The sequence below is a fragment of the Candidatus Neomarinimicrobiota bacterium genome, from assembly GCA_022560655.1.
Taxonomy (GTDB): domain Bacteria; phylum Fidelibacterota; class Marinisomatia; order SCGC-AAA003-L08; family TS1B11; genus JADFSS01.
Genome location: JADFSS010000008.1, coordinates 25,776 through 52,194 on the forward strand (window position 1 = coordinate 25,776; position 26,419 = coordinate 52,194).

27 protein-coding genes are annotated in these 26,419 nt (G+C 59.2%); 21 read left to right on the forward strand and 6 right to left on the reverse strand.

What is annotated here, in order from left to right; translation table 11 throughout:
• Positions 1-3: 3 nt before the first annotated feature.
• The 7 genes from rpoN to IH971_02575 all read left to right on the forward strand — a co-directional run bounded on the left by rpoN (position 4) and on the right by IH971_02575 (position 6,598).
• Entirely contained in the window at positions 4-1,389 is a 1,386-nt protein-coding gene (gene rpoN, locus IH971_02545; GenBank protein MCH7496713.1) for an RNA polymerase factor sigma-54, read from the forward strand.
• Between the two features lie 16 nt (positions 1,390-1,405).
• Positions 1,406-2,314 (forward strand): hypothetical protein, encoded by a 909-nt coding sequence (locus tag IH971_02550; GenBank protein ID MCH7496714.1) that lies wholly within the window; start codon positions 1,406-1,408, stop codon positions 2,312-2,314.
• A gap of 16 nt (positions 2,315-2,330) precedes the next feature.
• Positions 2,331-2,528, forward strand: coding sequence for a hypothetical protein (locus IH971_02555; GenBank protein ID MCH7496715.1), 198 nt, complete (start codon positions 2,331-2,333; stop codon positions 2,526-2,528).
• Complete coding sequence (gene hslV, locus IH971_02560) at positions 2,525-3,064, forward strand: ATP-dependent protease subunit HslV (protein MCH7496716.1); 540 nt, start codon at positions 2,525-2,527, stop codon at positions 3,062-3,064. The genes IH971_02555 and hslV overlap by 4 nt, the downstream gene beginning before the upstream one ends.
• Positions 3,064-4,431: an ATP-dependent protease ATPase subunit HslU gene (hslU, locus tag IH971_02565; protein MCH7496717.1), complete on the forward strand. Its 1,368-nt coding sequence runs from the start codon at positions 3,064-3,066 to the stop codon at positions 4,429-4,431. Before hslV ends, hslU begins: the two co-directional genes overlap by 1 nt.
• A gap of 31 nt (positions 4,432-4,462) precedes the next feature.
• Positions 4,463-5,383, forward strand: coding sequence for an ornithine carbamoyltransferase (gene argF / locus IH971_02570; protein MCH7496718.1), 921 nt, complete (start codon positions 4,463-4,465; stop codon positions 5,381-5,383).
• Positions 5,384-5,953: 570 nt separating this feature from the next.
• Positions 5,954-6,598 carry a T9SS type A sorting domain-containing protein gene (locus IH971_02575; protein ID MCH7496719.1) on the forward strand — a complete coding sequence of 215 codons (645 nt, stop codon included), beginning with the start codon at positions 5,954-5,956 and terminating at the stop codon, positions 6,596-6,598.
• A gap of 11 nt (positions 6,599-6,609) precedes the next feature.
• Here IH971_02575 and IH971_02580 read toward each other — a convergent pair whose 3' ends face one another.
• Genes IH971_02580 through IH971_02595 form a run of 4 tightly spaced genes read right to left on the reverse strand, consistent with a single transcriptional unit; the run spans position 6,610 to position 10,242 of the window.
• Entirely contained in the window at positions 6,610-7,539 is a 930-nt protein-coding gene (locus IH971_02580) for a hypothetical protein (protein ID MCH7496720.1), read from the reverse strand.
• Positions 7,540-7,582: 43 nt separating this feature from the next.
• Complete coding sequence (locus tag IH971_02585; GenBank protein ID MCH7496721.1) at positions 7,583-8,350, reverse strand: hypothetical protein; 768 nt, start codon at positions 8,348-8,350, stop codon at positions 7,583-7,585.
• The gene (locus IH971_02590) at positions 8,347-9,492 is read right to left on the reverse strand and encodes a HEAT repeat domain-containing protein (protein MCH7496722.1); all 1,146 of its coding nucleotides are present in this window, start codon (positions 9,490-9,492) and stop codon (positions 8,347-8,349) included. The genes IH971_02585 and IH971_02590 overlap by 4 nt, the downstream gene beginning before the upstream one ends.
• A gap of 12 nt (positions 9,493-9,504) precedes the next feature.
• On the reverse strand, positions 9,505-10,242 hold the full coding sequence (locus IH971_02595) for a UDP-2,3-diacylglucosamine diphosphatase (protein ID MCH7496723.1): 738 nt from the start codon (positions 10,240-10,242) through the stop codon (positions 9,505-9,507).
• 199 nt (positions 10,243-10,441) lie between these two features.
• Between IH971_02595 and IH971_02600 the strand changes: the two genes are divergently transcribed.
• The 5 genes from IH971_02600 (at position 10,442) to IH971_02620 (ending at position 16,888) form a co-directional block, all read left to right on the forward strand.
• The gene (locus IH971_02600; protein MCH7496724.1) at positions 10,442-10,699 is read left to right on the forward strand and encodes a BMC domain-containing protein; all 258 of its coding nucleotides are present in this window, start codon (positions 10,442-10,444) and stop codon (positions 10,697-10,699) included.
• 9 nt (positions 10,700-10,708) lie between these two features.
• Entirely contained in the window at positions 10,709-11,197 is a 489-nt protein-coding gene (locus tag IH971_02605; GenBank protein MCH7496725.1) for a BMC domain-containing protein, read from the forward strand.
• A 203-nt stretch (positions 11,198-11,400) separates the two neighbouring features.
• Positions 11,401-14,541, forward strand: a complete 3,141-nt coding sequence (locus IH971_02610) for a PD40 domain-containing protein (protein MCH7496726.1) — start codon at positions 11,401-11,403, stop codon at positions 14,539-14,541.
• Between the two features lie 89 nt (positions 14,542-14,630).
• The gene (tgt, locus tag IH971_02615) at positions 14,631-15,755 is read left to right on the forward strand and encodes a tRNA guanosine(34) transglycosylase Tgt (GenBank protein ID MCH7496727.1); all 1,125 of its coding nucleotides are present in this window, start codon (positions 14,631-14,633) and stop codon (positions 15,753-15,755) included.
• A gap of 2 nt (positions 15,756-15,757) precedes the next feature.
• On the forward strand, positions 15,758-16,888 hold the full coding sequence (locus tag IH971_02620; GenBank protein ID MCH7496728.1) for a M48 family metallopeptidase: 1,131 nt from the start codon (positions 15,758-15,760) through the stop codon (positions 16,886-16,888).
• 43 nt (positions 16,889-16,931) lie between these two features.
• Here IH971_02620 and IH971_02625 read toward each other — a convergent pair whose 3' ends face one another.
• Complete coding sequence (locus IH971_02625; protein MCH7496729.1) at positions 16,932-17,081, reverse strand: hypothetical protein; 150 nt, start codon at positions 17,079-17,081, stop codon at positions 16,932-16,934.
• A gap of 42 nt (positions 17,082-17,123) precedes the next feature.
• Positions 17,124-18,071, reverse strand: coding sequence for a DoxX family membrane protein (locus IH971_02630; protein ID MCH7496730.1), 948 nt, complete (start codon positions 18,069-18,071; stop codon positions 17,124-17,126).
• 306 nt (positions 18,072-18,377) lie between these two features.
• Between IH971_02630 and IH971_02635 the strand changes: the two genes are divergently transcribed.
• The 9 genes from IH971_02635 to IH971_02675 form a co-directional block, all read left to right on the forward strand.
• Positions 18,378-18,656: a ferredoxin family protein gene (locus IH971_02635; GenBank protein MCH7496731.1), complete on the forward strand. Its 279-nt coding sequence runs from the start codon at positions 18,378-18,380 to the stop codon at positions 18,654-18,656.
• A 124-nt stretch (positions 18,657-18,780) separates the two neighbouring features.
• Positions 18,781-19,926, forward strand: a complete 1,146-nt coding sequence (locus tag IH971_02640; GenBank protein MCH7496732.1) for an Mrp/NBP35 family ATP-binding protein — start codon at positions 18,781-18,783, stop codon at positions 19,924-19,926.
• Positions 19,927-20,078: 152 nt separating this feature from the next.
• Positions 20,079-20,858, forward strand: a complete 780-nt coding sequence (locus IH971_02645; protein ID MCH7496733.1) for a hypothetical protein — start codon at positions 20,079-20,081, stop codon at positions 20,856-20,858.
• Entirely contained in the window at positions 20,858-21,283 is a 426-nt protein-coding gene (locus IH971_02650; protein MCH7496734.1) for a hypothetical protein, read from the forward strand. Before IH971_02645 ends, IH971_02650 begins: the two co-directional genes overlap by 1 nt.
• Before the next feature lie 52 nt (positions 21,284-21,335).
• A complete protein-coding gene (locus IH971_02655; GenBank protein ID MCH7496735.1) occupies positions 21,336-22,115 on the forward strand; it encodes an isoprenyl transferase in 780 nt (259 codons plus the stop codon).
• Between the two features lie 2 nt (positions 22,116-22,117).
• Entirely contained in the window at positions 22,118-24,553 is a 2,436-nt protein-coding gene (gene bamA, locus IH971_02660; GenBank protein ID MCH7496736.1) for an outer membrane protein assembly factor BamA, read from the forward strand.
• 18 nt (positions 24,554-24,571) lie between these two features.
• Positions 24,572-25,102: an OmpH family outer membrane protein gene (locus IH971_02665; protein MCH7496737.1), complete on the forward strand. Its 531-nt coding sequence runs from the start codon at positions 24,572-24,574 to the stop codon at positions 25,100-25,102.
• Between the two features lie 14 nt (positions 25,103-25,116).
• Positions 25,117-26,154: a UDP-3-O-(3-hydroxymyristoyl)glucosamine N-acyltransferase gene (lpxD, locus tag IH971_02670; GenBank protein MCH7496738.1), complete on the forward strand. Its 1,038-nt coding sequence runs from the start codon at positions 25,117-25,119 to the stop codon at positions 26,152-26,154.
• Between the two features lie 5 nt (positions 26,155-26,159).
• On the forward strand, positions 26,160-26,419 hold a 260-nt coding region (locus IH971_02675), incomplete at its 3' end, for a UDP-3-O-acyl-N-acetylglucosamine deacetylase (GenBank protein ID MCH7496739.1).

Here is a 26,419-nt window from a genome sequence, read left to right on the forward strand (position 1 = left end):
GGCGTGCCTGACCTCCAGCAGACGCAACGGCTAGCGCTACATCTGTCACCCCAGCAGATTCTGCAGTCAAGTATTTTGCAGTTGAACGGTCTCATGCTGGAGCAACGGATCGTGGCGGAGCTGGAGCAGAACCCCGCACTGGAGCTGCTGGACCAAGAGTTGCCCGCCGAAAATGATGAGGTGGCAGAAAATTCCGAGGATGAAGAAGAAATCGATTGGGAGGAACTGCTCAACAGCCCTGAGGACTATAATGTGGCCCGCTACGAGGACCACTCGAAGGAGGATTTCGAGGTCCAATTGGTGGCCACCGAGGAGTTTATGGAGCGACTATCGCGGCAGTTGGTTGATCTGGGTCTGGCCGAAATCGAGATGCAAATCACCGACGAGCTGCTGGGCAACATCAATAGTGAGGGCTATCTGACCGTTGAACCGCTGCTGATAGCGGACCGGGTAGGCGTAAGCGAGGAAATGGTGGAAAAGGTCCGGCAGCACATATTACACCTGAATCCAGCCGGTGTGGGGGCCTTGGATTTGCGGGAGTGCCTCCTGGCCCAGCTGGAGGTGCAAGCTGATAAAAGGCTTCCGGGGCAGGAACTGGCCGTATCCATCGTGACGCGCCACTTTGATGATTTTGCCAACCGACGCTACACCCGCATTATGCAGTCCCAGTCGTGCACTGAGGAGGAGCTGCAAGCAGCCATCGACGTGATCTCCCACCTGAATCCGAAGCCGGGCATGGGCGACAGCGTGGTGGTGGGCGAGTACATTGTGCCGGACATCCTGGTGGAGGATGACGAGGGCGACTGGCTGGTGACCCTGAATGACAGCACCCTGCCGGGGCTGAACATCAGCAGCACCTATTTGCACATGCTCGCCAATAAGAAGGCGTACGACTTGGAAACCCGTCAGTTCGCGCGGCGGAAAGTGGAAGCGGCGCGGTGGTTTATTCAGGCGGTCATGCAGCGCAGACAGACCATGGTGCGGGTCATGTCGGCCATCATTTCCCGGCAGGAGGAGTTCTTCCGCAAGGGCCACGGGCACCTGAAGCCGATGGTCTTGAGGGATATTGCCGATGACATCGGCATGGACATCTCCACCATCAGCCGGGTCACCAACGGCAAGTATGTCCAAACGCCCCACGAGATATTCGAGTTGAAGTACTTTTTCTCCGAGGGCATGACCACCGATGAAGGCGAAGAGGTGTCCACGCGCATCATCAAGGCTGCCCTGCAGAAGATTATTGACGGCGAGGAGAAGCAGAAACCGCTGAACGACGAATCCCTTGCGAAGCGCCTCAACGAGCAAGGCTACCCACTGGCCCGGCGGACGGTGGCGAAGTACCGGGAGCAGTTGAAACTGCCCGTTGCGCGGCTGCGTAAGGAGCTGTAGCGCTAGACGCCGCACAATGGGAAACGAAATAAAAATTAGGTTTATTCATGAGCTAGCGAATCGCTTTGGACCCCTGAAAAGACTTCCTGACAGTCGGTCTCTCATCGACATCGGCGACGAGTTGGCGCGAGTGTATGTTCGCTATTCAGCTCTCCACAAGATAAATAAGACATTTTATGGTCTAAGGGAAAAAGATTTACTCTTGCTCGAAGGGCGTCCGTCCTATATTTGCTTTTTGTGGGAGGGACAGTTTGAACCTCTTTTGGTTCCTTACTCGGCGTTTGAGGAGGTATTTCAGATAGCTACTGCTGCGTCGGATGGACAATATAAGGTTCAAGTCTTTCCTAATCGTGATGCTACTGAACTGTACATCGCGAAGCAGGGTAGATTTAATGTTGAAGCCTATTTTGGTTGGGGTGCACTTGAAACACTAGCCTCTTCATCAGCAAATGAATTGGTACCGGAGCTCTCCCATTCTCAAATCCAGACCCTTCTCGGAGCAATCGGCGCTGCAAAGAAGTTCGATATTTGGATTCCTCCAAGTGATCGTAGTGGCCTTGATTATTCGCTCACCGATCGATTCGATTGCCGCAAATCGCTCCCTACTGGATTTGATCCAGTCAGCAATACATTAAAAGAAATAGATGTTCTTTGGATTCAACGAGGGTCTAATGAACTCAGAGCCCTTTTTGAAGTGGAGCATTCCACGCCAATCTATTCAGGACTCTTGCGATTTAATGATATCCATCTCGCAACTCCTCAGCAGCATCCTAGATATAGTATTGTTGCGAATGACACTCGCAGAGCACTTTTTGTACGGCAGGTAAACCGGCCCACATTTCGGACAAGCGGCTTGAATGAGGTCTGTACGTTCCTAGAATATGCCGATGTGTATGGCTGGAATAATCGGCTTAATCGTCTATGACTGAGGAGAGAGGCACATGGACGGAGACGAAGCGGAAAAAGTTTGGATTGTTGTGAATGTGTGGCGTGGAATGGCAATAGAAGTCGAAGCATTCGATAAGATCGAGGCCGCATGGGAAAGACAGGCAAAATGGCGCGAAGGAATGGATCCGATTTGCGACGAAGCAGTTGTTTTTGAGGCGGACATACAATCAAAACAGGCGTTATTAAAATGAACCAAACCCCCATCCGCTCCACCACCATCCTGGGCGTCCGCTTGGGGCGGAAGGTGGCCATGGGCGGCGATGGCCAGGTGACCATGGGCGAGATGCAGCTTAAGAGCCGGGCCGTAAAGGTGCGGGTCTTTCCCGGTGACAAAGTGTTAGGGGGTTTTGCCGGCGCCGTGGCCGATGCCCTGACCCTGTTCGAAAAATTTGAGGGCAAGCTGGAGGAGTACAGCCAGAACCTGCAGCGGGCCGCCGTGGAGCTGGCCAAAGAGTGGCGGACCGATAAATACCTGCGGGAGCTGGACGCCTTTCTGGCGCTGATGGACACGCGGCACAGCTACATTCTATCGGGCTCGGGGGACGTGATTGATCCTGAGGACCAGTTGATCAGCATCGGGTCGGGCAGTGGTTATGCCCTGGCGGCGGCACGGGCGCTCATCATGTCCGGCGAGAAAAATCCCCGCGTGGTGGTCCAGAAGGCCCTGGAGATCACCGCCGATATCTGCATCTACTCCAACGATTATATTACCATCCTCGAGCTGTGATGAAAGAGCTCACGCCGCGCCAGATCGTCAGGGAACTTGACCGTTATATCGTCGGTCAGGATGCCGCCAAGAAGTCGGTCGCCATCGCCATGCGCAACCGCTGGCGGCGCCTACAGGTTCCGGATCATCTGCGCGAAGAGATCATGCCCAACAACATCATCCTGATCGGCTCTACGGGCGTGGGCAAGACCGAAATCGCCCGGCGGCTGGCCATGCTGGCCAACGCCCCCTTCGTCAAGGTGGAGGCCTCAAAATTCACTGAGGTGGGTTATGTTGGCCGGGACGTGGAGAGCATCGTACGGGATCTGACGGAGGTGTCGGTGAGCATGGTGCGACACGAAAAGGAGGCCGACCTGAAGGACAGGGCGCTGGTCATGGCAAACGAGCGCCTGCTGGAGATACTGTTTCCAATTGGCGACGGCCAGTTAGGCGCACAAGCCACTGACGGCAACAGCGGTCCTGCCGAGGAAGAGCGCGCCCGCCACGAGCGCACCCGTGAAAAACTGCGCAGGCGGCTGGCGGCGGGAGAGTTCGAGCAGCGCCTGGTTGAAATCACTACCCAAACCGAGCAGACCCCCATGCTCCAGGTGATGGGCCCCTTTGGGATGGACGACGTAACCCTGAACCTGCAGGAAATGCTGGGCAACATCATGCCCAAGAAACGGCGCAGCCAGAAAACCACGGTGGCCGAGGGGCGTAAGATTTTGGCTGCTGAAGAGGCCGGCAAGCTGATCGACATGGATGAGGTGATCCGTGAGGCGCTTCAGCGCGTTGAGCAGATGGGCATCGTCTTCATCGACGAGCTGGACAAAATTGCCAGTGGGGACGGCAGTACCGTCGGCCCAGATGTCTCCCGGGAAGGGGTCCAGCGCGACATCCTGCCCATCGTGGAGGGCAGCAACGTGGTGACCAAGTACGGCGTGGTGCGCACCGATCACGTGCTGTTCATCGCCGCCGGTGCTTTTCACTCGGCCAAGCCGTCCGATCTGATTCCCGAGCTGCAGGGGCGCTTCCCCATCCGCGTGGAAATGGACGATCTCACCCAAAAGGACTTCGTGAAGATTCTCACCCACCCCCGGAATGCACTTATTAAGCAGTATGTTGCGCTGCTTGAAACCGAGGGTTTGAAGCTGACCTTTGAGAAGGCGGCCATCCACGAAATAGCCAGGGTCGCCTACGACGTGAACATGAATACCGAGAACATCGGCGCTCGCCGGCTGCATACCATCCTCACCACGCTGCTGGAGGACATCCTGTTCGAGCAGCCGGAAAATAAGCAGACCGCCCTGGTCATTACGAAAGCGCTCGTACAGGAGCGGGTGGCCAGCATCGCCCAGGACCGGGATCTGAGCCGGTATATCCTTTAGGCGGAGGAAACCGGCTTCCCCGGAGAGCAGAATGACCTCCCAGCATTTCCTCCACATCACCGATCTGACTCCCGCTGAAATAGAGCATATCTTCGACCTGGCGGCCCGCACCAAGGCCCGTTTCAGGGATGGCCACGACTACCGCCCGTTCCGGGGCCTCTCGCTGGCCATGATTTTCGCCAAGCCGTCCGCCCGGACGCGCATCTCCTTCGAGACCGGCTTCTACCGCCTGGGCGGGCACGCCCTCTACCTGGGGCCGGACGATATGGGTCTGGGGCGGCGCGAGGCGGTAAAAGACGTGGCGCGGGTGGTGAGCCGCTACAACGATATGATCATGGCGCGGCTGTTCGACCACGCTCACATACTGGAGCTGGCCGAGCACGCCACGGTGCCGGTGGTCAACGGGCTTACCGACTACAACCATCCCTGCCAGATCATGGCGGACATGTTCACCATTCGGGAGCGCCGGGGGCATTTGAACGACCTGAAAATCACCTACATTGGTGCCGGCAACAACATCGTGCACTCGTGGCTGCGGCTTGCGGCGCGGCTCCCCTTTGGTCTCACCATCGCCTGCCCGGAGGGTTATGGGCCCGACCCTGAAACAGTTACCCTGGCAGAGAAGGCCGGCCTGAGCCAGGTGGCCATCAGCCACGACCCAGCCGCCGCCGTGGCCGGGGCCGACGTGGTCTATACCGACGTGTGGGCCAGCATGGGCCAGAAGGAGGAAGCAGCGGAGCGGCAGGCCCGCTTCGAGGGGTTCCAGGTGACGGCAGAGCTCATGGCTGCCACGGGCAAAAAGAGCTGGTTCATGCACTGCCTGCCTGCCGAGCGGGGTGTGGAAGTGACCGATGAGGTGCTGGACGGGGAGGCGTCCATCGTCTTTGACCAGGCGGAGAACCGCATGCACGTGCAAAATGCCATCATGCTCGCCCTCCTCGGCAAGGCCTAGCGCCGCAAGCCTTAGCATATCCCGGTTAGATTTCGCCTAACTGCCAGTTCGCTGCTTAGCTATTGCGTCTCGGGGAATTGGATACTAATGTCTTTCCTGAGCGGCGAAACAATTCGAGTGTCTATTGCGGACGGGGCTATTCCTTGGATCGCCGGTACGTCTCGCTAAATTCGAATCTCTCGCGCTTTATGGCTTTAGAAAATTAACTGCCAGGAGTTCACAAAAATGTTGCCTCGGCCCTATATAGCTTTGACGCTAGGGATGCTAATTATCCCGATTCTAACAATTCATGCTGCGACAGAATTTCAAGTCATCAACAACGGATTCACCTCTTACATTATCGACGATGAGAACAACCCTTCGATAACCCTACAACGAGATTCGACCTATATCTTCCATATATCAGCACTAGGGCATCCTTTTTGGATCAAGACCGTGCGTTCCACCGGAACGGCGAATGCGTATAACGCTGGCGTTACAGGAAATGGTGTTACGCAGGGAGATTTGCAGTTCACGGTCCCCGGTGACGCACCCGATCAGCTGTTTTATAATTGCCAATTCCATTCCCCCATGACGGGGACCTTTACCATTGAGGGATCCGTGGCGGAGGCGGACACGGCACCGGCGGCGCCCGAGGGACTGATGGTCGAGGCCGGCAATGGCGAAGTCACCCTGACCTGGCGGCAGAGCACGGCCACCGACTTTGCCCTGTACCGGGTCTACGGCGATACCGTGACCAGCCCGGCTAAGCTGGTGGACTCTACCTCCAGTGCTACAGATACCACCGTGAGCCTGACCGGACTTACCAATGGCATTACCTATTACTCCCACGTAACAGCCGTGGACAGCGGTGGCAACGAGAGCAACATTTCCAATGAAGTATCGGCCACGCCGGAGGGCACGGTCAATATTGCCGCTGCCGCCGGCGGCCTGCCCCAAGGTTTCGTCCTCGAACAGAACTTTCCCAACCCTTTCAATCCGGTTACCACCCTGCGGTATACGCTTCCCATTGCGACCAGGGTGCGGCTGGCCGTTTACACTCTCGAGGGCCGGGAGGTCGTTTTGCTGATGGACGATTGGCAACCGGCAGGGACCCATCAGCTGCAATGGGATGGTGCCGACCGGTGGGGCCAGCCGGTGGGGAGCGGCGTCTACCTGGTCAGGCTTGAGTCGGGTGAGGCCGCCGCTACGCGGAGAGTGCTGCTGCTAAAGTAGCGGCTGCCGGCCTAGACCACCGCTGATTGCTTGCGGTCGGCGTCCAGCCCGATCCAGAAGGCCGCCACCCCTGCCAGCATCTCCTGGCCGCCGGCGAGAAACTTTTCGCGGTCAAACCAGTCCTCGAAGAACACCTCCTCCAGCTCGTCGTGCGTATGGGCGGCGTGCTGATCCTCCACCTTATCGTGCCAGGTGAAAAACGATAGCGACAGTGAGGGGAGCTGCTCCTGCTTGAAGGCTTTGAGCCCCTGCACCAGCTGCTTCCAGAAACCTGCGGCGGCCCAATTCTCGACGGCAAAACTGGCCCCTTCGGCCACGCTGAGATCTTCACTGCCGTATATGCGCTCCAGCTCGTCGCAGAAGAATAGGGTCGCTGAGGTTCCGTGGCGCCGCTTGCCCATGTCGGCGAAGCCCAGCCCCAGCTGCTCTCCGATGCGCAGGAGCCATTCGAAGTGGCTGGCCCTGAAACGGAAGGTGCCGCCGTCCACGGTGCCCTCGGTGGAAACCAGCGCCGGGTCGCCGGAGAGATCTTTTTCTTCCTCGGACATGGCGTCGTCGCTCTTGCCGTTTCCACGCCCCGCCTTGTGGAAGATCACGCCGATCTCATTGGCGAGAATTTCCTTGGAGGCGCGCATGGACTGCAGGGTGCCGGAATTGATGGTTTTTTTCAACTGGGCGATGAGGAACAGATTGGAGAAAACCGAGAACTGGGCAATGAAGTGGCGCAGGTGATCCCTGGGAATAGCGCCCTGGGCAAACCACTGGCAGTAGCTGTTGGAGGTGATCACCGGGTGGCGCATGAACTTCGCCTCCACCTCGGCGAGGAACTTGCGGTAGTCTTCTATCTGGCCCGGGGTCCTCTCTCCCGCTTTGATGCGGGCCTGCAGGCTGGCGGAAAAGGGAACAAAGGTTCGATCCCGGTCCTGTGGTATAGTGCCCATAGCGAGTTCCTTATCTAGGGCGTGCCGCCTCGCGACAGTAACGTCAGTTCATCTGGTCCCAGTATATTTCCCGGGTAATATAGCTCACGGCACTGTCCTTGTCTGTCTTGACCTTGACACGATAGTCGCCCGTGAGTCCCGCCTCCACGGCGCTGTCTGAATATACGCCTGACAGATAGGCCCAGTCGGTGCCCACCACGAAGGACGAGTCCTCCGCCACCAGTTCGGTTTTCGCGTTCCACAGCCGGAATACCACCCGGACGAAATCCCCCCGGCTCACCCCCGCATTCTTGACCTGGCCGGTGTAGATGCGGTGGTCGTCATGAATTTCCTCCCGGGCGTCGCCCAGGAAATCAAACTTGGGCTTGAGCTCGCGGATATCCTGGATGGAGCGGACGTGGGATTTGTTCAGCATCAGGTTGCCCAGGGTCGTTTCGATGGTGAGCTCATCGATATTCTCGGCAATGATGTTGCCGCGTACGATGGTGCCGTTGGTGAGGACCACCTCGTGCGTCAGCGGAGGGGGGCTCAAGCGTCTCAGGATGGTGCGGTAGACTTCGGGCGTCAACTCCCGGCTGCGGTAGGCCTCCACGTCCACTCTAAGGCGGTTCATCTCCCGGCGCAAATCCTCCAGCGTGGTCTGCATATCGAAGAAATCCTTGTAGGTGATGCGCCGGGTGGTCCTGCTGGGGATGGTGGCGACCGTGTCGCCTGCCTGGGCCCGTTGACCCAACAAGTCCGTGGGAAAGACCACGGCCAGCGCCAGCAGGAACAGAAAGCGGTGCAGCCAAACATGGATCGGGTGCCTCACTGCAGGCTCTGCCACGATTTGGCCGCCCTGAATGCGGCCCGGCGGATGCGCTCCCGGCCGTCAGGTCCGGGCAGTAGAGCCGCGGTAAGCTCCGCGATGTCGCTGAACAGGCCGTAGTTCAGGGGATCTTCAAGGAGCGGGATCACCTGTGCAAGGATGGTGGGGTCGGCGTACTTGGCCAGATTGGCAATGGCCTGCTTGCGGAAGCTCAAGGGAAAGTCGCCGGACAGGGCAATGTCGATCAGTGTGGCCTTGATGGACGGGTCTGTGAAGTCGCCGAGGGCCGTGAGGAGCGTGCTCAGCAGGGAGTAGTATTCCTGCCGTCCCAGCTGATAGGTTTCCAGCAGTGCCAGCACGAGACGCTCCTCCTTGATCTCACCCATAGCGCTCAGGGCGAAATCCCGCAGCTGCAGGTTGGTGGCGGGATCACCCAGCATGTCGGCGAACAGCTGCACGATCTCGGGGGTCCGTTTCTTGGCCAGCAGGTCAATGGCGGCGCTGCGAGTGATGAGGTTGATTTCAGGGTCCTTGGCGATGCTGATGAGGACGGGGATGGCCTTTTCGTCGCCGATGCTGCCCAGTGCTTTGGTGAGCATCTGCTGCATGCGCAGGTGGTCCTCGCGGCTGGCCTGATAGAGGTCAATGAGGGTTTGGACGTAGTCTTCCGAGCCGATGGACTCCAACCCTTCCACCAGCTTGTTGCGCAGCTGGGCCAGCTTGGCCCCGGTGGTGCTGAGCGCATCGGTAAGGGCCTTGGCGCTGGCATTGCTGGGGATGCGGGCCAGCACCTCAATAGAGGCCAGCATCATGTCGATATTCAGGGCGCTGGCCTCGCTCACATTGGCCGCCAGCGCAGCCACGGCCTTGGGATGCCTGCTTTCGCCCAAGGCATTGGCGGCAGCCAGGCGCACGCTGAGAGGCGCCTCGGTATCCTCGTATATCTCAATAATTTCAAGCAGTGCCCTCATCTTGCCCTGCTGGTAATCGAGGCGGAGCTTCTCCACGTCAATCTCATCCTTTTCCCGGCGAAACAGAAAACAGCCAGCCAAGAGCAGCATGAGCGCGGTGACTCCCAGGAGGCGCAGTGCGCTGCGGGCGGTGAGGCGCGGCGGGAAGAGACGGATGGGCTGCTGGACGGTCATGGCGCGCCAGGCTCAGCTGGCCCACGACTCCAGGGTCAATTGACCCTGGGCGATCTTGCCGTAGGAGTAGTGGGATATCCAATCGCCCAAACAGAGCAGGCTCTTGCCGTCCTGGTTGGTGTGCAGGCGATGGAGGTGATAGTGCCCCATCACCACCAGGTCAACACCCTCGTCCCAGCGGGAGCGGGCGTATTGGGAAAGCTCGTTAAAGATGGCGTCCTCATCGTAGCTGCCCCGGTTGTGGTTGCGACTGTAACGTGATGCGGCGAGTGCCAGAGCTATGCCCCAGTCGGGGTGCAGCCAACGGTACAGGAAAATGGCGACGGGGCTGCGCAGGACCTTGCGCATGAGCCGGTAGCCCGTATCCTTGGCCAGCAAGCCGTCCCCGTGGGTCAAATGAATGCGTCGGCCGTCCAGGTCAACCTGCGCCGCCGATAGATGGACCTGGAGGCCCAGCGGTCCGTTGAGAAACCCGTTGGTCCAATAGTCATGGTTACCCAAGATAAAATGGATGTCTATGTCGGCCGCACGAAGCAGATGGAGCTGATGGATCACATCGAAATAGCGCTTGGGAATGACATGCCTGTACTCAAACCAAAAATCGAAGAAGTCCCCGACAATGAACAGGGTTCCACCCGTTTGCCGGACCATGTGGAAAAAGTCGAAAAGTTGCCGCCGCTTCTCGCGTTCGGCCTCGCCGCCGTTCAGGGCGAGGTGCACGTCGGATATGAAATAAGCCGGGGAGCTCATCGCAGGTTAAATTAGGCGCTGCCCGTCGGAGAGGCAACGCAATATTAGGAGAAATGAGTTGACATTCAGAGAGGTGGCAGGTAAAATCCTGCTTAATATTGTATATGACATGCCACAGGTTCACCCCGGCTTTGTTCACATCACGACGACCTAATACTTGAGGAGGCCCATCTTGGCAGTTTCCCTCGATGCACTGGGTATGGTTGAGACGCGCGGACTCATTGGCGCCGTCGAGGCGGCGGATACCATGGTGAAGGCCGCCAACGTACGCCTCATTGGTAAGGAAAAGATCGGCGGTGGTTTCGTGACCGTCATGGTCCGAGGTGATGTGGGGGCGGTGAAAGCCGCCACCGACGCGGGGGCCACGGCCGCTGAAAAAGTCGGCGAACTGGTATCGGTCCATGTTATTCCACGTCCCCACAGTGACGTGGAGTCCATTCTACCCTCAGGGGATTAAGCTCAACGGATGGTTGGCACAGAAAAGGCTCTAGGGCTGGTTGAGACCCGGGGTCTGGTAGCTGCCATCGAAGCGGCCGACACCATGGTGAAAGCGGCCAACGTACGCCTGCTGGGCAAGGAGGTGACGGCCGCGGCGCTGGTTACGGTGAGCGTCGAAGGTGAGACCGGCGCGGTGCGTGCGAGTGTATCGGCTGGCGCTGCGGCAGCGGAGCGAGTAGGCGAGCTGGTCTCCAGCCACGTGATTCCCAGGCCGCATGACGAAACTGACCGGGTGCTCATTCATCCGGGCGGCAGATCCGGACCCCCTACGCCCACCCCCGCCGATGACGCGCCACCGACAGAGACGAGCGTGCCCTCCCAGCAGGAACTAGCGTCGCTGCCGGTTCGGGAGCTGCGCGATATTGCCCGGCGGACAGCGGGTTTCGGCCTGCAGGGCAGGGATATTTCCCGGGCCACCAAGGAGCAGCTCCTGGCAGCGTTCCGACAGGTAGCCTGACCCCGGCTTGCATCCCGTCCCCTTTGCCCTTATCTTCCCATCAGGCAACTGACGTCCGGCACCCACCCCCGCCGGAACGCCAGGTAATCGTAGGAGGGGGGTGGACGGCCTGCCCGGAGCATTAACCTATGCCCTACTGGTCGCGTCTACTAATTGACTCCTGCGCGACAGAACCTTCTGCCTCACGGAGCGTATAGTCCATCATGATGAAACCTGCACGCCTAGTGGCCCTTTCTGTGATCCTGTGGCTGGCTACGCCCCTCGGTGCCCAGTTTGGACAAAATATTGTCCAGTACGACCGCTACGACTGGCAGTTTATTCAGTCCCCCTACTTCGACATCTATTTCTACGGGGACAACCTTCCTCTGGCCGAGTTTGCATCGGGAGTGGCCGATGAAGCCTACCGTCAGATCTCGGACCGCCTGAACTGGCAGATTCAGAAACGGGTCTCCATCATGATCTACGCGTCCCATGCAGATTTTCAGCAGACCAATGTGACCTTCAGCTACATGTACGAGGGAATTGGCGGCGTTACAGAGCTGTTCAAGAACCGGGTCGTGGTGCCATTTGAAGGCAGCTACGATGATTTCAGGCATGTCATCCGGCATGAGCTGGTGCATGCCCTGCTCAATGATATGATTTATGGCGGCAACGTGCAGTCGATCATAAGTGGCCGTATCCGTTATTCCATTCCGGGCTGGATGAACGAGGGCCTATCGGAGTATCTCGCCACGGGTTGGGATGCCAACTCCGACATGTACATGCGGGACCTTGCTCTGCACGGAGATATAGTGCCGATCCAGCAGCTTGGCGGGCTGTACGCCTATCGCGGGGGTCAGTCGGTGTGGCGCTACATTGCCGGTAAGTACGGCGAGGAGTCCATCGCCGAAATTTTCAGCCGCGTCAAAATGTCTGGCAATGTGGAGCGGGGCTTCCGTGCGGCCATCGGAGCCGACTTTGAGCTGCTCACTGATCAGTGGCGGGATTACCTCAAGAAGCTGTACTGGCCGGATGTAGCTGGCCGGGACCGGCTCAAGGATATTGCCCATCCGGTGACTAAGCACGAGGAACTGCAGAACACCTACAACATCGCGCCCGCTATTTCACCCGACGGCAGCAAGCTGGCCATCATGCGGAACGACCATTCCATCATGGAGATCGTGCTTATCTCCGCTACTGATGGGCGTTTCCTGAAGCGGCTGATCCGGGGCGGAACCACCGCACATTTTGAGGAGCTCAAGCTGCTCAAGCCGGGCATCACCTGGTCACCGGATGGAAAGAGAGTGGCCTTTGCCGCCAAGGCAGCCAGCAAGGACGTACTCTACGTCGCCGACATTAAGACCGCCAAGGTAAAGGAGTACCCAACCGAGCTGGAAGGTCTGTTCATGGCCGCCTGGAGTCCCGAAGGCGAGACGATTGCACTGGTAGGCAATAGTGGCATCAAAAGCGATATCTATCTCCTTGATCTGAAGACTGGGGATCTGACCAATCTCACCGACGATATCTTTAGCGAGTTTAATCCGGTGTGGTCGCCCGATGGCCAGAGCATCGTTTTCAGCACCGATCGGGGGGATTATCCCGGCTACCGGTTTGATGAACAGGGCAACCGGTACGAATTTGAGCAGCGGTATGCTCCGGCCAGTGGTGAGTTGCTTGCATCCGTTGCGCCAGGGTTCAGTCTGCTGGATCACGATCTGGGCCAACTGGACATCTTCTCCATTGACCGGGATGGCTCGAACCTCCGCAGAATTACCAGCGATCCGGGCAAAGAGAATTACCCGGTCTTCGCCCACACCGAGCCGTACCTATATTTCACCAGCGACCGATCGGGCATTGACAACATTTATATGCTGAACCTGGAATCGGATGAAACCAGAGCGGTTACCAATATATTAACGGGAATCAGCGACCTGAGCATGGGCCGGGACGACAGCCGGCTTTACTTCACCGGGTTTGAGCGCTCGGGATTCGATATTTACCGCATCCATAACCCCCTGGATATGTGGGAGCAGCCGAAGACGGTGCCCCTGTCCAACTTTCTGCTGACCGATACTACGGACACCAAGTCCATCCTGGTGAATGAGGACCGGGGCCGCACCCAGCCGCGGTTGGAAGGCGACTACGCGAACTACGTATTTGGTCTGGATAAGCCCTACAGTTATGGCACAGCCGCAGGGGATACAGCGGAGCGGGTGGAGCTGCAGGAACAGGCCTACAAGGACGAGGGGGGCGAATATCGCGTCCATCGCTACAAAACCCGCTTCACACTGGACCTCGTGCAGAGCTATGCGGGGTACAGCACGCTCTACAGTTTCCAGGGCATGACCCAGTTCATGTTCAGCGACATTCTGGGCAATCACCGTATTTCGATGGCCACCGAAATGCAGATTTCGCTGGACAATTCCGACTATTTTCTTACCTACCACCTGCTCCCGTTCCGGACGAACTATTACTTTACGGTATTCCACACCGCGTTCATCTTCTCCACTGGACTATCGGAGTTGAACCGCTTGCGGCACTTTGGCCTCGACATTACGGCTTCCCTGCCCATGAACCGGTTCCGGCGCTTTGATCTGAGCCTCACGGCCAACGCTGTGGAGCACGCCATATTTACCGACCCCAACCGTGATCTCAATTTCACCCGGGCATCTACCGTCCGGATTACGTCCTTAATCCCCCGGCTGGCTTACGTGTGGGATAACGCCGAGTGGGCATTTCTGCACCCGGTAAATGGCTGGCGAACTACCCTGTCTGCCACCGCCAGTCCCAAGCTGAGCAATGAGGGCATCTCATTCCAGACCGTATCCCTAGATGTGCGACGGTATTTCCGTTTGTTTGGCGGAACCAGCATAGCGGCGAGGGTATCCGGCGGCGCCAGCTACGGGGCCGATGCCCAGAGCTTTCTCGTGGGCGGGCTACCGTGGTTGTTCAGCTCGGAGGGGGGCGGCCGCTACGCCCGGAATATCTTTGATGGAACTGCCGTTGAGAACCTGAAAACGATCTACTTTTCCGAATACCTGACGCCCCTGCGGGGCACCCGGCTGATGGAGCGGGTGGGCCGTCAAGCCGTGCTGGTCAATCTGGAGTTCCGCTTTCCATTCCTGATCTATTACTTCCCGGCCCTGCGCATGCTGGGTCAGCTGGGCGGTGTGGCGTTTTTGGATGCCGCGGCGGGATTATGGGATAACGCCGGCGACAGGTCCGATATCGTCACCTACGGTTGGGGCCCGCGCTTCCTGCTTTTCGGGCTACCGATTCAACTCGACTTTGCCTGGCCACTCAATCCTCCCGCTGGGGAGAAACGCACCCGCAGCTGGTACCTGACCATCGGCACAGATTTCTAACTAACCGCTCCGCTTGCCCCCCCGCCTGAGACCGGCCGCCGCTCAATACTGGCGGCTCATGCGCCCTAGCCGCATCCGGGCCTGAAGCGTTGCAATTCCAGATCGGGTCCAGTGACGCTCATTCCGCCGCTCGGACGGGCGAGCTGGTCCTCGCCCACGGTCGGGTGGAGACCCCCTGTTTCATGCCCATCGGGACCCACGGCGCGGTGAAGACGATGGCCCCGTGGGAGCTGCGTGAGCTGGGCGCCGAGATGGTGCTGAGCAACACTTATCACCTGTTCCTCCGGCCGGGCATGGAGGTGATCGGCAAATCCGGCGGCCTGCATAACTTCATGGGCTGGGACGGTCCCATCCTGACCGATTCGGGCGGTTATCAAATCTTCAGCCTGGCAGCCCTGCGGAAGGTGGATGACGAAGGGGTAACCTTCAGGAGCCACCTTGACGGCACCACCCACCATCTCACGCCGGAGGGGGTGGTGGACATCCAGCGCGGACTGGGCTCGGATTTTGTCCTGGCACTGGACGTCTGTCCGCCAGCTGACGCTTCCCGGCGGATGGTGGCTGAAGCCGTGGCCCGCACGACGGCCTGGGCCCGGCGTAGCGCCGAGCGGTTCCAGACCACCGCCCCCAGCGTGGGCGATGACCAGTCACTGGTCTGTATCGTGCAGGGCGGAACCGATGAGAATTTGCGGCGACGCAGCGCCGAGGAGCTGCTGGCGCTGGAGACCCCGGCCTATGCCGTGGGGGGGCTGGCAGTGGGCGAGCCCAAGGAGGCGTTGCTGACAACACTGGAACTGATGGCTGCCTTGCTGCCACAGGCTAAGCCCCGCTATCTTATGGGGGTGGGGACCCCGGCGGACCTGGTGCGGTCAGTGGCGCTGGGCATGGATATGTTTGACTGCGTGTTGCCCACGCGCAATGCCCGCAACGGCCAGCTGTTTACCCCCACCGGGAAGTTGAACATCCGTAATACCCGCTACCGCCTGGACCAGGAGCCGGTACAGGAGGGCTGCGAGTGCCCCCTGTGCGCGCACTTCGGGCGGGCCTATCTTTGCCACCTTTTCCACACGGGGGAGGTTCTGGGCCTGCGGTTGGCTACGGCCCATAACCTGCACTTTTACCTGCGCCTTATGGCCGACATGCGCAGCGCCATCAGGCAGGGGCGTTTCGATTCTTGGTCGCAGTCATTCCTGCGGCAATATGGGGAAGATTGAGCGTGACGGGCAGGGTTGAAGACGCGGCCGGGCCGTCACGGCCCAAGGCGTATCATCGTACGCAGTTGGCGCTCAGCCTGAGTTCCACGGCGGCGGGGTGGGCGTACTTGCTGCTGCTGGTGCTCACGCCTCTGTCTGCGTGGCTGGCTGCAGCCACCGAGTTGACGGCCAATCCTTACTTGCACTTCGTACTGTTTGGCCTGGCGGCAGGTGTCCTAGCGCAGGTTTATGCGCTGCCCCTATCGTTTTTGAGTGGCTACCTGGTGGAGCACCGCTATCAGCTCTCCAACCAAAGCCTGGCGGGATGGGCGTGGGCAAGGACGAAGGGCGCGTTGGTGGGCGCCGCCGTGGGGCTGCCCCTGGCACTGATATTCCTGGCCTGCCTAAGGGCCTTCGGGGCGGGCTGGTGGCTGCCGGTAAGTGGGGTGCTGATCCTGTTCACGGTGGTGCTGGGACGGCTGGCTCCGACCCTCATATTCCCGCTCTTCTACGAGTTTGAGGCGCTGGCTGATGACCATCCGCTGAAAGAGCGCATAGGAACCCTGAGTGGCTCGGTGGGACTGAACGTGGCGGGGGTGTTCCGGTTCAACCTGAGCAAGACGACCAAGAAAGCCAACGCGGCCTTCACTGGCCTGGGGCGGGCCAAACGGGTCCTGCTGGCCGATACGCTGCTGGAGCAGTTCCCCGATGACGAAATCCTGGCGGTGGTGGCCCATGAGCTGGGACACTTCAAACTGCGACACATCTGGAAGGGTATGGCCTTGGGGATGGTCCTCACGGTTGTGGGGCTCAAGCTTGTGGCGAGTGTTCACGCGAGCATCACGGCGGGGAATGTCACCGATCTGGCAACGCTACCGTGGCTGGCACTGCTGCTGGGGTTGTACAGCTTCGCTACGGCGCCGCTGGCCAACGCCTACTCCCGGCGGAACGAGTTCGCCGCCGATGGCTACTCCCGACGACTACTGGGCAGTGGCCGCGACCTGGCCAGTGGGCTTCAGCGTCTGGCCGACCTTAACCTTGCCGACCGGGACCCCCATCCAGTTGTGGAATTCATGTTTTACAACCACCCCTCCATCACGCGGCGGCTGGTCGCCCTGGCCGAAGATGGCGGCGCCACACCGGAGGTTGATTAGACAGCGCTGGCGGTTGGGCGCGCCGGAGATCGCCCTCTAGGGGTCAAGCGCCAGAACGGATCTCGTCGGATGGTTGGGAGAGCGCCTTGACGCTGTCCTCAACACGGGGTGGTATACCGGTATCGACGACGTGCTCATAAATCTGCCGCCGTACCTGGGCATCGAAGTCCGATGTGCTGCTCGTGGCGGTCATGGCGTCTGTGGATGGGGACCGGGCAAGCCCCGCAGGGCCGGCTCACTGCCACTGCGGCATGTGCATTTCCATTAGGGTCTTGGGTGCGGGCACCTCGTTGTCCAGTTTGCCGATGATGAGGCCGTCTTCCAGGACGTAGAGCGCCGGCCAGGCGCGGAAGGTGCCCGCAAAGAGGTCAGGGTCGTATCGGTAAATGGGCAGGTCGAAGTTGAACTCCTCCACAAACCAGCCCAACTCGTGGGATGCGCTCAGGGTGACGCTGAAGACTTCGTAGTCCGGGAGCTCCGCAGATAAAGCCTTCACGTTGGCCACGGCGTTCCAGCAGTGCTCACAGGTCACGGAGAAGATGAACACCAGCTGCCGGCCCTCCAACGCCGGCGGGTCGGCTAGGAAGCCTTCATCGGGGAAGAGGGTCCCCGGCTGGGCCGAGGTGGTGTCCAATTGGGGGTGGTGGATCGTATAGCCGGTAAGGGTACCCAGTGCCAGCAGAAGTGCAGCCAGCGACCCCACCTTCCAGGTACGCCAGCGCGTAGCGGTGGGCGGGGTGAAGCGCCACATAGCTCCCGCCAGGAGCACAAGGACGAGGTTACGGATCAAGGCAATTCCGGGGCTGGTTTCCAGCAGCCGGCCGAAGCAGCCGCACGACTCCAATTCGCCACCCAGTATGCCCATCACCAACAGGGCGGAAAACAGGCCCAGCGCCGCGAGAGTCGCCAGGGCGGTGAGTCTGGGTACCACGCCCATGAGCAGTGCTATGCCGAGGATCGTCTCGACGGTGGGCAAGAGCGCTCCGGCCGGGGTGAGCCAACCCGGCAGCTGATACAGGGGCAGTGTGGCCATGAAGCTCTGGGCGTCCAGAACTTTCAAAGCGCCAGACGTCAGGAAGACGGCGCCCAGGATCAGACGGAACGCGGTGAGAACCCGGGGCAACCAGGATGGCAAATTGGGCGGATTCTGCCTTGGCGTCGGCGATTTTTTATTATCAGACAAGCCGGCTGACTCCCGTGGTTAGTCTCCCACCGCCGGGATTCTGCTCCTCTATTAGCAGGCCTAGTTTAGCCACCGCTGCTGCCCAGCGCCAACTGCTACCTTGAGCTCGTCACCATCCGCTGGTATGTAAGGGGTCATCCAATTTCATCCGCGACCCGAGCTGATTCCGCAGGGCAGCAGGCGTCGGACGGGAATCTGAATTTGATTGTATCGCTGGCGAGAATAAGGGTAAGTTCACTGACGGGGCACAGCCCAAAACGCACGATGATTATGACACGATGCACTTTATGATGGAGGCCGACGGGAATGGCATACATCATAACAGAACCTTGCCTGGATACCTGCGATACGGCCTGTGTCGATGTCTGTCCCGTGGACTGTATCCATCCAGACGAGGGCTGGGAAGCCGGTGATGATCCCACCGGCCATATGCTGTATATCGATCCTGAGGAGTGCATTGATTGCGGCGCCTGCGAGCCTGAGTGCCCAGTGGAGGCCATATTTGAGGAAGATGCGGTGCCGGAAGAGTGGAAAAAGTTTACTAAAATGAATTATGACCGTTTTGGCCAGGACTACGCCGCTTAGCACCATCCACCATTGCGCATTCAGCGGCGGCTGTCCGTTTGACTGGCAGCCGCGTTCTGTTGTCAGTCGCACTGCTCAGGCCCCCAACCAAAGGTGAGTATTGCCCGCGACACGTGATGCAATAATGGCCGTCCTCAAGACGGTGAACTACCCCGGCTTCAATCGCGATATTGTTTCGTTCGGTATGGTGCACGACGTGGTGGTGGACGGCGATCAGGCCCGGCTGCAACTAGGCGTGGCCTCAACCGATGAGGAACAGAAGGCGAAGCTGGCATCGGCAGTCAAGGCAGCCCTGATTGACCAGCTGCCCCTATCCAGCGTGGAGGTGGAGATCGTTCCACCCAAGCCCAGGGGCGGAAACGGTCCGGCTGCCGGTCCAGCAGGCCCGACCGTTGGGCAGAGCCCTATACCGGGCGTGAAATATACCATTGCGGTGGCCAGCGGGAAGGGAGGCGTGGGCAAAAGCACGGTGTCGGTCAACCTCGCCGCTGCCATGACCCTTAGCGGTGCCAAGGTGGGTATCCTCGACCTGGATATTTACGGTCCCAGCCTCCCCATGATTATGGGCGTAGAGGAGCAGCCGGCGATGAACGCTGAGCAGAAGATCATTCCCCTTGAGCGCCACAATATGGCCGTCATGTCCTTCGGCCTGATCAGCGGCAACCAGGCGCCAACCATCTGGCGGGGTCCCATGGTGGCCAAGATGACCCAGCAGTTTTTTGACGATGTGGCCTGGGGGGAGCTCGAGGTACTGGTCATCGACCTGCCGCCGGGCACGGGGGATATTCAACTGACGCTGGTCCAGCGACTTGCCCTCACCGGGGCGGTGATTGTCACCACGCCCCAGAAGCTGGCGCTGTTGGATGTGCGCAAGGGGGCGGATATGTTCGCCAAGGTGAATACGCCGGTGCTAGGTGTCGTGGAAAATATGTCCAGCCTGCCTCTTCGGGGGGTGGTGAAGGACGCTCAGGGACAGGTTGTGCCCGGCGCTACCCTCGAATTCGAGGGGTTGGGCGCTGTATCCAGCGTGACAGGTGATGAGCAGGGCCGTTTTCACGTTGACGTGGATATATTTCGTAGCGGGGGAGGCGAGGAGGAGAGCAAACGCCTGGGCGTGCCCTTGCTGGGGAGCGTGCCGCTCTGGCCGGAGCTGGTGGTGGCGTCCGATTCAGGGGAGCCGTATGTATTGCAGCACCCCGACGACCTCGTTGGGCGAGAATTCCGGCGAATTGCCGATGCTCTTCTGAGCATGATCAGGGGCATGTCTTGAAGCCCAGCCAGCCGCCACTTATCGCAAAATCGTAGCGCACACCTAAATTACTCACCGCTCCGAAGCTGGCGACCCATAACTGTCTGGCGTGGTTATGAAGGGCTGCAGCAAGGCTTTCATCCCAGCGATCGGCATGCCGGTGAAATGACTGCATGATAAACGACCTCACCGTATTGCTCCTGTCCCAGTTTGCGGGCGTCTATCCTGTCATCATCTGGCTTGTGCCTGTGAGCGTTATTAAGAGTGGCTTCGTTCGGTTTAACCTGGGGCTGGCAACCATCATGTTGGGACTGGCCACCCTGTTGACGAGCCTGCAAAGCCCGGCAATGCCAATGAAGGGCTGGATGCTAGGTCTGGGTGGTCTCAGTCTGGTGGTGCTGGGGCTGGGTTGGCATCGAATGCGAATAGCCCAGGCCATACTAACCCCACTGTTGCTTTTGTGGGGTGGGTTACTATGCCAGCAGGCGCTGGATGGTCGGATTGCTCAAGCTGACTGGGCCCACTGGATGGCGGTGATTTGGGGTGGTGCCGTGCTGGCCGCGGTGATGTATGCCATGGTGCTGGGGCACTGGTACCTGAATGTGGCCGAGTTGCCCATCGGCTACCTGCGCCAAGCCACCCGGCTGGCCCTGTTGCTGCTGGCGGGCCGCGCGGCCTGGGTGGCGGGAGTGCTGGTCGTGACCCAGGCAGAACTGGGCCTACGCCTCCAGCCTGCCTATCTGCTTTTGACCAGACTGGACGGGTTCATTCTGTGGATTGGCCTGCTCATGGGGCTGGCGGCGCCGCTGGTCTTTGCCTGGATGGCCATGAGGACCGCCCGCATCCAGTCGACCCAGTCAGCCACCGGTCTGCTTTACGTGGTGCTGATCCTGGTGGTGATGGGCACCCTCATTTTCGATGGCTATCTGCTGGAACTGGAGCTGCCGCTGTGATGGTGGACCTGTCCATTGAGTGCGATCAGTGTGGCCATTATTACCGCGTCAAAGCGGCCGACTCCCGGTCCGCTATCTGTCCCCAGTGCGGCACCTCGCCGGGAACTGTTGAATCGGCATGGTCGTTGGAACAGGGATGCCCGCTGTGCGGGTGCCGGCACCTTTACCGCCGTAAGGCGTTCAACCAGCTCCTGGGTCTGGCAATCATGATTCTAGGTGCGGTCCTGGCTGTGGCGGTGAGTTATTGGTTCCTGCTGCTATTCGGGCTGATGGACCTGCTGCTTTACCGGCTGGTAGCCGAGTTGGCAGTTTGCTACCGCTGTGGTGTGGAGGTGAGCCTGGAGACTGGGGTTGCCAGGCTGGAACCGTTCGACCATCATACGGCCGAAATCTACACGTACGAGGGGCAGGAATCCGGTGACTAGCCTACGGTTGCCTCGGGCGGGGGTGTAAGGTAACTTAGCTTTGACGGTACCGATGAAATCCGATAACGAATCCGAACTGAAAGCAAGACTCCTGGCAGAGGGGAAATTGCCCCGGCACGTCGCCATTATCATGGATGGCAATGGCCGGTGGGCAAAGTCGCGGGCTCTGCCCAGAGTGGCGGGACACAAGGAGGGGGTGAACTCCGTCCGGGAGATTACGCGCGCCTGCGGAGAAATCGGCGTAGAGATGTTGACGCTTTACACGTTCAGCGCCGAGAACTGGAAGCGCCCCCGCACGGAGGTAAATGCACTGATGCGGTTGCTGGTCGCGACCATTCGTGACGAGGTGCAGGAGCTCATGGAAAACAATGTCCGTCTGACCGCCATTGGACTGATTGAAGACCTCCCTTTGATCGCCCAGCGGGAGCTCCGGAGTGCCATCGGCTTGACGGCCGACAACAGCGGCCTGAACCTGAATCTTGCTCTCAGCTATGGTGGCCGACAGGAGATAATCGCAGCTGTTCGCAGTATCATCCATCAGTTCACCGAAGAGCAGCTTGCTGCGGGCGACATCGATGAGGCCTTGTTTGAGGCCTGTCTCTACACAGCCGGCATGCCCGATCCGGGGCTAATCATCCGCACTGGCGGCGAGACCAGGCTGAGCAATTTCCTCCTGTGGCAGTCGGCCTATAGCGAGCTGATCGTCACCGAGATCATGTGGCCCGAATTCAGGCGCGAGGCCCTTTATGAGACGCTGCTGGAGTATCAGCGGCGCGAGAGACGGTTCGGGCTGCTGAGCGAACAGGTCGTGGCAGCGCCGATGATGGATTAAGCATGGTGTTCAAAACAGGAATCACGCTGATCTTTTTGCTGGCAACGCTGGCCTGGGGCCAGCCGGTACCCAGTTTTTCTCTCAAGGAAGTGGTGGTGGAAGGCAGCGAACGGGCCTCCCAACAGGTGATTCGTTCCACCTCGCGGTTGATTCCCGGGAGAACGGTGACGGGCCTGGATATTCAACGGGGCATCCGCCGATTGTGGGATCTGGGTTTCTTCGCCGACGTGCAGGTCTACATGGATGACGAGACCGATGAAGGGCTGGTGCTGCGCATTACGGTGGAGGAGTACCCGTCTCTGGAGGAGATCATTTTCGAGGGGAACAAGAAGATCAGCAAGAACAAGTTGTTGGAGGCCATCGAGTTCAAGCCGCCCCAAATTCTGTCCGAGTACGCCGTATCAGAGGTGGTGCGCAAAGTCAAGGCGGCGTACCACGAGGATGGTTTTCTGAAGGTGGAGGTGGCCGTTGATCAGCTGCCCGGGGAGCGTCCCCATGGGCAAAAGTTGGTGATCTCGATCAAGGAACACAAGCGGGTGCGTCTGAAACACATCCGCATCGAAGGCAACGACAATGTTGCTACCTGGCTGATACGGCTGAAGATGAAGAACACCAAGCGGTGGCGGTGGTACACCTTTTGGCGCTCTCCATTCAACCAGGACGAATACGAAGAAGACATAAAGAGCGTGTTGGATTACTATCGCAACCAAGGCTACCGCGATGTCATGATCGCCAGTGATTCAGTGGGCTATGCTCCCGATGGCAAGTCCATGGAATTAGTGCTGCGCATCAGTGAGGGGCATCCGTACTACTACCGCAACTTCAGCTGGGAAGGCAACACGCTGCACACGGATGAGAAGCTGCAGGCGGCGCTGGGATTCAGCACCGGAGACCTGGTGAACAAGGAGGCCTTTGCGATGGCCGTGGCGCAGAAAGTCCACCCGGTGTATATGGATGAGGGCTACCTCTATTCGCGTGTGGAACCGGTGGAGTATCCGGTAGGTATGGATTCGGTGGACGTGGTCTTCAACATTGTTGAGGGCAAGAAGGTCTCCATCCGGTACATCAACATCTCCGGCAACGAGAAGACCCGCGACTATGTGATTCGCCGTGAGCTGCGCATTGATCCGGGCGACACCTTCAGTTATGAGCGGCTGGGGCGCAGCCAGCGTGACGTTTGGATCCTGAATTTCTTCGAGAATGTGGAGCCCGACGTGCAACCGGTGGACGAGGATGAGGTAGACTTAGATATAAAGGTGACCGAACGGTCGACCGACCGTGCCAACCTGTCCATCGGGTACACTGAGCAGTTCGGCATCATTGGTGGTGGCGGGCTGGAGTTCAACAACTTGCTCGGCACGGGGCAGTTGCTTAATCTGAATTACACCCGGGGTGCACAGAATAGTTTGGGTCTGTCGTCTGGGGTTCGGCAATCGGCCTACCAGTCAATATCGGTGAGCCTGATGAATCCGTGGTTGCTGAACACGCCTAACCTGGTGGGCCTGTCGGTCTTTTATTCTGAGCGGGGGCGTTCCCAGGCCGCTGCGTTTTACCTGCCGTTCGACATCATTCAAATTGGTGGTTCCGCCCGCTGGGGGCGCCGGTTCCGGTGGCCGGACTCCTTCTTTCGAGGATCGTGGAGCTTTCAGGCCGCAAACAAGAGCTACTCACTGGATGATCCATCACAATCACTTGAGGAGCGGCGTCAGCTGTTAAAGAGTTACCTGAGCGGGGTGACCGATGACGAATTCCCCGAAGGCGAGGCCTACATCTCGACGATTGGCATCTCCCTTACCCAGGCCATCTCCAGGGACAGCCGCGACCGGCCCGAGTTCCCCACGAGGGGTTCGGAACTGAACTGGGTGTCCACCCTCTCCGGGCTTTGGCTGGGCGGCAATGAGGATTTCCATAAGCATGTATTCACCCTCAAGTGGTATGTTCCCGCCACCCAGAAACTGGTGTTCCACCAGTCGCTGAAGCTGGGGGCCATCAAACAGGTGACGAGCCGTGGCGACCGGTCGATTCTGCCACCGGATGAGCGCTTCTACATGGGTGGGACGGGGATACCATTTGGTGAGATGTTACGTGGATACCAAGACAACACCGTGGGTCCCTATCTTGATCGGCCGCTGGGCGGAACGGTGATGCTGAAATATTCAGCGGAGCTGCGGTTGTCGCTTTCGAACAGCCCCACTGTCTATGCCCTCGCCTTCGTAGATATGGGCAACACCTGGCTCGATTTTGGCTCGGTTGACCCCTTCCTGCTGAAGCGGTCGGCAGGTGTCGGCGTTCGCATATTCATGCCCATGCTGGGGCTGCTGGGCTTGGACCTGGGCTACGGCTTCGACCCGGTGGACAGTGACCGTGTCCGTAGCCCAAACCGTGATCCGGGTCCCCATGGGTGGGAGTTTCACTTTATTTTCGGAGCACCCTTTTAACTCGAAGAAGGAGTTGTAGTGAAGACACACGGGCATACCCTTGGTTCGATCAGCCTGGCGTTGGCAATCCCCATGATGTTGGCGGGCCAGCTCAAGATAGGGTACATCGATTCCAACCGGATCATGCAGGAATTTGAGGAAGTTCGCGACGCCCAGGCACAGCTGGAGAAAGAGACCCGGAGACTGCAGGTGGAGTACAACGTTCACGTGGAGCGCCTGGACAGTTTGAGCAAGCAGTTCGAGCGCCAGCGTCTGTTGCTGAGCAATGAGAAGATTCGTGCAAAAGAGCGCGAGATACAGGAACAAATTCAGGAGACACAGCAGTACCAGCAGGCCAAATTTGGTCCCGAAGGAGACCTCTATCGCTACCAGGCCCAGCTGATGGCGCCGGTATTGGACAAGGTGGATAAAGCGGTGAAGAAGATAGGCGCTGAGCGGTCATATGACTATATCGTTGATGCCGCCGGCGGCGCCCTGGTCTACGCCTTGCCAGAGTGGGATCTCACCAGTGAGGTGATCGAGGAGCTGCGCCGTTCCGCATCAAACTAACGCTCCACACTGACTTGCCTACCCTCGCCCAGATCGCCCGTGTGATCCACGGTGACGTGGACGGGGATGGCTCCATTGAGATTACCCATGCCTGCGATATCAAATCGGGCAACGAGGGCGGTATTACTTTCCTGGCAACCCCTGCGTACAGTACTTATCTGGCCGATTCTGGTGCCAGCGCCGTTATTCTGGGTGCCACTATGGACAGCCAGGGATTGGCCGGCATACGGGTGGAAAACCCCGCATTGGGGTTTGCTGCCGCGCTGGCCTTTCTCCATCCGGCTGCTGGAGCCGAGACGGGCGTCCACCCCTCCGCCCAGGTGGGGAACGCGGTCAAACTGGGCCAGAACGTAAGCATCGGTCCCTTCGTTGTAATTGGTGCCGGGGCCTCCGTGGGCGATGACTCCATCATTGGCGCGGGTACTCACGTGGGTGGGGGCGCGGTGCTGGGCCGTGCTGTGCACCTCTATCCCAGCGTGGTGCTGTACGACGGCGTTCAGTTGGGTGATGAGGTAATTGTGCACAGCGGGGCCGTCATCGGGGCAGATGGATTTGGCTATGTCACGGATAACGCCAGCCACCACAAAGTGCCTCAGGTAGGTGGGGTAGTCATCGGCCACCAAGTGGAGATAGGCGCCAACAGCACCGTTGACCGGGGCACCATCGGTAATACTACGATTGGTGAGGGCACAAAAATCGACAATCTGGTGCACATAGCCCACAACGTGAGGGTGGGTCGCGGCTGCCTCTTTGCCGCGGAAGTGGGGATTGCCGGCTCGACTGAAATCGGCGACTTTGTGACCCTCGGGGGACAGGTGGGCGTGGTAGACCATGTGACCATTGGAGACCGGGCAGTGGTGGCCAGCAAATCGGCGGTGATGCAATCGCTGGAGGGTGGAAAGACCTACGCTGGAATTCCCGCGCTGGAACAGCCCCGCTGGCTGCGACAGTCGGCCTCGATCAAGAAATTGCCTGAGCTGGCCGCGCGGTTGCGCAGGTTTGAGACGCGGCTGGGCGAGCTGGAAGGCGCTCAGCAACAAGAAAAAGATTGATTGCCGTGACGGCCTATCAGCAGACCATTCTGAAGAAAACCTCGGTCTCGGGCATCGGCCTGCATACCGGCGTGGCGTCCACTGCTACCTTCAAGCCGGCCGATGTGGACACGGGCATTCGTTTCATCCGCACCGACTTGGACGCCTTCCCCTCCGTTCCCGCGGATATCGACCACGTGGTGGACATTTCCCGGGGCACTACCATCGCACAGGACGGTAACCGGATCCACACAGTGGAGCACATCCTGGCAGCAGCGAGCGGACT

What these genes read in the sequence shown, in the direction of transcription:
- IH971_02550 (MCH7496714.1), top strand. Translation starts at nt 1,406, where the DNA reads ATGGGAAACGAAATAAAAATTAGGTTTATTCATGAGCTAGCGAATCGC.
- IH971_02555 (MCH7496715.1), top strand. Translation starts at nt 2,331, where the DNA reads ATGGACGGAGACGAAGCGGAAAAAGTTTGGATTGTTGTGAATGTGTGG.
- hslV (MCH7496716.1), top strand. Translation starts at nt 2,525, where the DNA reads ATGAACCAAACCCCCATCCGCTCCACCACCATCCTGGGCGTCCGCTTG.
- hslU (MCH7496717.1), top strand. Translation starts at nt 3,064, where the DNA reads ATGAAAGAGCTCACGCCGCGCCAGATCGTCAGGGAACTTGACCGTTAT.
- argF (MCH7496718.1), top strand. Translation starts at nt 4,463, where the DNA reads ATGACCTCCCAGCATTTCCTCCACATCACCGATCTGACTCCCGCTGAA.
- IH971_02575 (MCH7496719.1), top strand. Translation starts at nt 5,954, where the DNA reads ATGACGGGGACCTTTACCATTGAGGGATCCGTGGCGGAGGCGGACACG.
- IH971_02580 (MCH7496720.1), bottom strand. Translation starts at nt 7,539, where the DNA reads ATGGGCACTATACCACAGGACCGGGATCGAACCTTTGTTCCCTTTTCC.
- IH971_02590 (MCH7496722.1), bottom strand. Translation starts at nt 9,492, where the DNA reads ATGACCGTCCAGCAGCCCATCCGTCTCTTCCCGCCGCGCCTCACCGCC.
- IH971_02595 (MCH7496723.1), bottom strand. Translation starts at nt 10,242, where the DNA reads ATGAGCTCCCCGGCTTATTTCATATCCGACGTGCACCTCGCCCTGAAC.
- IH971_02600 (MCH7496724.1), top strand. Translation starts at nt 10,442, where the DNA reads ATGGTTGAGACGCGCGGACTCATTGGCGCCGTCGAGGCGGCGGATACC.
- IH971_02605 (MCH7496725.1), top strand. Translation starts at nt 10,709, where the DNA reads ATGGTTGGCACAGAAAAGGCTCTAGGGCTGGTTGAGACCCGGGGTCTG.
- IH971_02610 (MCH7496726.1), top strand. Translation starts at nt 11,401, where the DNA reads ATGATGAAACCTGCACGCCTAGTGGCCCTTTCTGTGATCCTGTGGCTG.
- IH971_02625 (MCH7496729.1), bottom strand. Translation starts at nt 17,081, where the DNA reads ATGACCGCCACGAGCAGCACATCGGACTTCGATGCCCAGGTACGGCGG.
- IH971_02635 (MCH7496731.1), top strand. Translation starts at nt 18,378, where the DNA reads ATGGCATACATCATAACAGAACCTTGCCTGGATACCTGCGATACGGCC.
- IH971_02640 (MCH7496732.1), top strand. Translation starts at nt 18,781, where the DNA reads ATGGCCGTCCTCAAGACGGTGAACTACCCCGGCTTCAATCGCGATATT.
- IH971_02645 (MCH7496733.1), top strand. Translation starts at nt 20,079, where the DNA reads ATGATAAACGACCTCACCGTATTGCTCCTGTCCCAGTTTGCGGGCGTC.
- IH971_02650 (MCH7496734.1), top strand. Translation starts at nt 20,858, where the DNA reads ATGGTGGACCTGTCCATTGAGTGCGATCAGTGTGGCCATTATTACCGC.
- IH971_02655 (MCH7496735.1), top strand. Translation starts at nt 21,336, where the DNA reads ATGAAATCCGATAACGAATCCGAACTGAAAGCAAGACTCCTGGCAGAG.
- bamA (MCH7496736.1), top strand. Translation starts at nt 22,118, where the DNA reads ATGGTGTTCAAAACAGGAATCACGCTGATCTTTTTGCTGGCAACGCTG.